The organism is Streptomyces sp. URMC 126 (assembly GCF_051386555.1).
Classification (GTDB): domain Bacteria; phylum Actinomycetota; class Actinomycetes; order Streptomycetales; family Streptomycetaceae; genus Streptomyces.
The window spans coordinates 1-4628 of record NZ_JBPQTX010000439.1 but is presented as its reverse complement, the minus strand read 5'-3'; the positions used below and the strand labels follow the sequence as shown (position 1 = coordinate 4628).

Genomic DNA, 4628 nt, shown 5'->3' with positions numbered 1-4628 from the left:
GAAGTGCACGCCCGAGGCGGCACTATCCAGCCTGTCCGGCGTTTGAGGACAACCGCGCGGAGCGCGGTTTCGGGGGCCTGGGGGCTCGCCCCCCAGGAATCGGCGAAGGGGCGGGACCGGGGCACCCCACCCTCACCGCCACCACCCACCCACTTACCGAAAGGACCCCCGTGACCGACCAGCAGACCCCCACCTGCCGCCGCCTCCCCGGCCGCACAGCGGTAATCACCGGCGCAGCCGGCGGCATCGGCCTGGCCACCGCCCGCCGCCTCGCCTCCGAAGGCGCGCACGTCGTCTGCGCCGACATCGACGAGAAGGCGGGCCAGGCGGCGGCCGACGAGGTCGGCGGCCTCTTCGTCCGTACCGACGTCACCGACGCCGACCAGGTGGAAGCCCTCTTCAAGGCCGCCCACGACACCTACGGCTCGGTCGACATCGCGTTCAACAACGCCGGCATCTCCCCGCCCGACGACGACTCCATCCTCACCACCGGCCTGGACGCCTGGAAGCGCGTCCAGGACGTGAACCTGACCTCCGTCTACCTCTGCTGCAAGGCGGCGCTGCCGTACATGCGCGCCCAGGGCAAGGGCTCGATCATCAACACGGCGTCGTTCGTGGCGGTGCTCGGCTCGGCGACGTCGCAGATCAGCTACACCGCGTCGAAGGGCGGCGTGCTGGCGATGTCCCGGGAGCTGGGCGTGCAGTTCGCGCGGGACGGGATCCGGGTGAACGCGCTGTGCCCGGGGCCCGTCAACACACCCCTGCTCAAGGAGCTCTTCGCCAAGGACCCGGAGCGGGCCGCGCGGCGCCTGGTGCACGTGCCGGTGGGCCGGTTCGCGGAGGCGGAGGAGATCGCCGCCGCGGTGGCGTTCCTGGCCAGCGACGACGCGTCGTTCGTGAACGCGGCGGAATTCCTGGTGGACGGGGGTATTTCCGGGGCGTATGTGACCCCCCTGTAGCGGCGGGCGCTCCGCCTGTAAGGTCCATGACCAGACGCCGGAGTCGGACGTTCCCCGTCCGGCTCGGGCGTGTGTCCTGCCCTTTCAGCACCGAGCACCGAAGAGAACGCATGCGCACGAAGTACGCCATCGCCGCCGGCTTCCTGGTCACCGCAACCCTCGCCACCTCGGCCCCCGCCGCGGGCGCGGCCCCGGCGGCGCACGGCGCCCGGACCGTGGCCCACTGTCCCCAGCTGGACAAGAACATCGCCTGGTTCGGCACCAACCGCGCCAAGCTCCAGCGCATGATCGACGAGCGCGGCACCTGCTCGGGCCGGACCGGCGCCCGTCCCGTCGCCGCGTTCGACTGGGACAACACCGTCGTCAAGAACGACATCACCGACGCGACGCTCGCCTGGTCGCTGAAGCACGACAAGATCCTCCGGCCGAAGAGCTGGAAGGACACCAGCAAGTGGCTGACCCCGGCCGCCGACCGGGCCCTCACCGCCGCCTGCGGCACCTCCGTGCCCGTCGGCAAGCCGCTGCCCACCTCGAAGAACGTCCGCTGCGCGGACGAGATATTCGAGATCCGCGAGAAGTCGAAGACGATGGACGGCAAGGCCGCGTTCGCGGGCGACTGGAACCACCGCCGTACCGTCCCCGCCTACGCCTGGATCCCGCAGCTGTTCTCCGGCCACACCCCGGCCGCCCTGTCCTCCTTCGCCCGCAAGGCCCGCGCCGAGCAGCTCGCCGCGCCCGTGGGCAGCAAGCAGAAGGTCGGCACCCACACCATCGCCGGCTACGTCCGCTACTACGACCAGCAGAAGGACCTGATCCGCACGCTCAAGGCGGCCGGCTTCGACGTCTACATCGTCTCCGCCTCCTCCGAGCCCATCGCCGAGGCCTGGTCCGGCGGCGTCGGCCTGGACCGCGCCCACACCATCGGCATCCGCAGCATCGTCAAGAACGGCCGCCTCACGCCCGGCATCAAGGGCTGCGGCGACGTCAAGGACGGCATGGGCGAGGCCCTGCCGTACATGGACGGCAAGCGCTGCATGATCAACGAGCACATCTTCGGCATCAAGGGCGCCAAGGCCTGGAAGCAGCAGGACTTCCGCCACCGCATCGCCCTCGGCGCCGGCGACGCCGACACGGACGTCACCTTCGTCGGCGACGCCACCGGCGCCCACCTGGCCATCAACCGCAACAAGGCCGAGCTGATGTGCCGCGCGTACGACAACGAGGACGGCCGCTGGGTCGCCAACCCGATGTTCATCGACCCCATGCCGCGCAAGACCGGCGCCTACCCCTGCGCCACCGCCGGCTACACCCGCCCGGACGGCACCCTCGCCCCCGTCCGCCGCACGGACGGCACGGTGATCCCGGACCAGACGGACACCGCGGCCCTCTGAGCGACCGCCTGATCCACCGTCGGCGTACCGGGCTCAGAGGAACGTCTTCCCCTCGCCCCGGTACGTCGGCACCGTTTCCGTCACCCGGTCGCCGTCGATCAGGTGCAGGGCGGCGAAGCGCTCGCACAGTTCGCCCGCCTTCGCGTGGCGGAACCACACCTTGTCGCCCAGCGCCAGGCCGTCCGCCGGGGTGCCGAGGAGGGGGGTCTGTACCTCGCCCGCGCCCTCCTGGCCGGTCAGGCGGAGGCCGGCGGGGAGGTGGGGGAGGGGCAGGCGGTCGCGGCCGGACGGGCCGGAGGCCGGGAGGCCGCCGCCCAGGACGGTGACGGCGCCGGGGCCCGGGCGGCGGACCACCGGCAGGGCGAACAGGGCGGCGGGACGGCCCGTGAAACCGGTGTAGTGGTCGAACAGGCGCGGCTGGTACAGCCCCGAGCCCGCCGCCACCTCCGTGACCGCCGCCTCGGCCGCCGTGTGGTGGACGCTGCCCGTCCCGCCGCCGTTGACGAACTCCAGGTCCGCGACGGCCCGGACCGCCCGGACCGCCTCCGCCCGGCGCGCCGCCAGCTCCCGGCGGGAGACCGACTGCAGCAGCCGGACCGCCCGGGAGCGCAGCGGCCGGCCCGGTACCGCGTCCCCCACCCCCGCCACCTGCGCCTCGTACGCCATCAGCCCCACCAGCCGGAAGCCGGGGCGGCGGACGACGGCCCGGGCCAGCGCGGCCAGCCGGGCCGGGTCGTGCAGCGGCGACCGCAGGGCGCCCACCCGGAGACGGCCCGCCAACAGGCGCAGAGAGGTGTCCAGTTCGAGGCACACCCGTATCTCCTCGTGTCCTGCCCGGGCCGCGTCGATCAGAGCCAGTTGCGCGGGGTCGTCCACCGTCACCGTGACCGCGCGGGCGAGCCGGGCGTCGGACGTGAGCTCGGCGAACCCGGCGCGGTCGGCCGACGGGTACGCGAGCAGCACGTCGTCGATCCCCGAACGGGCCAGCCACAGGGACTCGGCGAGGGTGTGGCTCATCACCCCCGCGAAGCCGTCGCGCTCCAGCACCCGCTCCAACAGGGCCCGGCAGCGCACCGACTTGGTCGCCACCCGCACCGGCTTGCCCCGCGCCCGCCGGACCAGATCCGCCGCGTTGGCGTCGAATGCCCGCAGATCGACCACGGCCAGCGGCGCGTCGAGGTGCGCGGTGGCCCGGTTGTAGCGGGCCCGGTCGGTGAAGGCCCCGGTGGCGTGGGTGAAGGCGGGCGTCATGGCGCGCAGCTTGCCAGAGCGGATTACCGCTGGGTAGGGGTGCGGCGGCGCCGTGCGCGAGCCCGTACGGATGGCCTCCGGCGCGGCGCTCCCCGTAGAGTGACGCGCGCGCCGTGGATCACCACGGCCGCGCAGAGCGCGGGGAGGCCGGGCGCGAGGACAACCGGCCCATCCCGCACGGCAGTCGAGAGGCCGACGGCAGTCGTCCGGGCGGGGGAGCGCAGGGTGGGCACCGAAGCGGAACCGCTGTGGAGACCCGCGCCCCCGCTCACCCCCGCGCTTCCGCACCCGGCCTCCGCACCGCGGAACCGCGCCGGACGCGGGGCCGCCGCGGCCGTCTGCGCGATCCTCGGCGCGGGGCTCGTCGGCGGCGCGGCGGCGGGCGGCTGGCTCACGGCCCGGCCGCCCGAACGGACGGCCGCCCACGCCGCGTACGCGCGCGCGGCCACCGTCTGGGAGACCGAGCCGGTCGACCGCCTCTTCCCGCCCGCCGTGCACGACGCGACCGCCGGACCCGGAGGCGCGTCCCGCGACTGGGTCAGGCTCGGCGTCGCCCCCGACGCCGGCTGCGCCGACGCCTTCGACCCCGCCCTCGCGCTCGCCCTCCGGCCGGCCGGCTGCGCGCGGCTGCTGCGCGCCACCTACGCCGATGCCACGTCGTCGAACGTCACCACCGTCGGGCTGCTCGTCACGGAGGCCGACGCGGACGGCATGCGGGCGCTCCGCGAACGGTTCACCGCCGAACGCCTCGGCGAGCGGCCGGACATGCTGCCCCGCCCGTACGCCCTGCCCGGCACCCTCGCCGAACGCTTCGGCGACGCCCAGCGCGCCGGCTGGCACGTCGACGTGCTCGCCGACCTGCCGGTCGTCGTCTGGTCGGTCACCGCCTTCGCCGACGGCCGCCCCACCGCCCACCCGCAGCCGGCCGCCCGGTAGGCGCGCTCGACGTGGGCCGCCAGGGCCCTCGCGTAGTGGCCGAGGCCCGCCTCGGCGGGGGCCGTGGTGGCGGAGGGGGCGACGGCACGGG

At 74.5% G+C, this 4628-nt stretch carries 4 protein-coding genes; 3 read left to right on the top strand and 1 reads right to left on the bottom strand.

The window, feature by feature from the left end; translation table 11 throughout:
- Nucleotides 1-170 precede the first annotated feature (170 nt).
- Both ACSNOK_RS30885 and ACSNOK_RS30880 read left to right on the top strand, forming a co-directional pair.
- Nucleotides 171-959: a 3-oxoacyl-ACP reductase gene (locus ACSNOK_RS30885; RefSeq protein ID WP_436784105.1), complete on the top strand. Its 789-nt coding sequence runs from the start codon at nucleotides 171-173 to the stop codon at nucleotides 957-959.
- Between the two features lie 110 nt (nucleotides 960-1069).
- On the top strand, nucleotides 1070-2350 hold the full coding sequence (locus tag ACSNOK_RS30880; RefSeq protein ID WP_436784104.1) for a haloacid dehalogenase-like hydrolase: 1281 nt from the start codon (nucleotides 1070-1072) through the stop codon (nucleotides 2348-2350).
- Nucleotides 2351-2383: 33 nt separating this feature from the next.
- Here ACSNOK_RS30880 and ACSNOK_RS30875 read toward each other — a convergent pair whose 3' ends face one another.
- Nucleotides 2384-3601: an alanine racemase gene (locus tag ACSNOK_RS30875; protein WP_436784103.1), complete on the bottom strand. Its 1218-nt coding sequence runs from the start codon at nucleotides 3599-3601 to the stop codon at nucleotides 2384-2386.
- A gap of 225 nt (nucleotides 3602-3826) precedes the next feature.
- On the opposite strand from ACSNOK_RS30875, the gene ACSNOK_RS30870 reads away from it, so the two are divergent.
- The gene (locus ACSNOK_RS30870) at nucleotides 3827-4537 is read left to right on the top strand and encodes a hypothetical protein (RefSeq protein WP_436784102.1); all 711 of its coding nucleotides are present in this window, start codon (nucleotides 3827-3829) and stop codon (nucleotides 4535-4537) included.
- The last annotated feature ends 91 nt before the right edge of the window (nucleotides 4538-4628 follow it).

Bases quoted from the DNA above. Each gene is read 5' to 3' on its own strand.
- ACSNOK_RS30880 (WP_436784104.1), top strand. From the start codon at position 1,070: ATGCGCACGAAGTACGCCATCGCCGCCGGCTTCCTGGTCACCGCAACC.
- ACSNOK_RS30875 (WP_436784103.1), bottom strand. From the start codon at position 3,601: ATGACGCCCGCCTTCACCCACGCCACCGGGGCCTTCACCGACCGGGCC.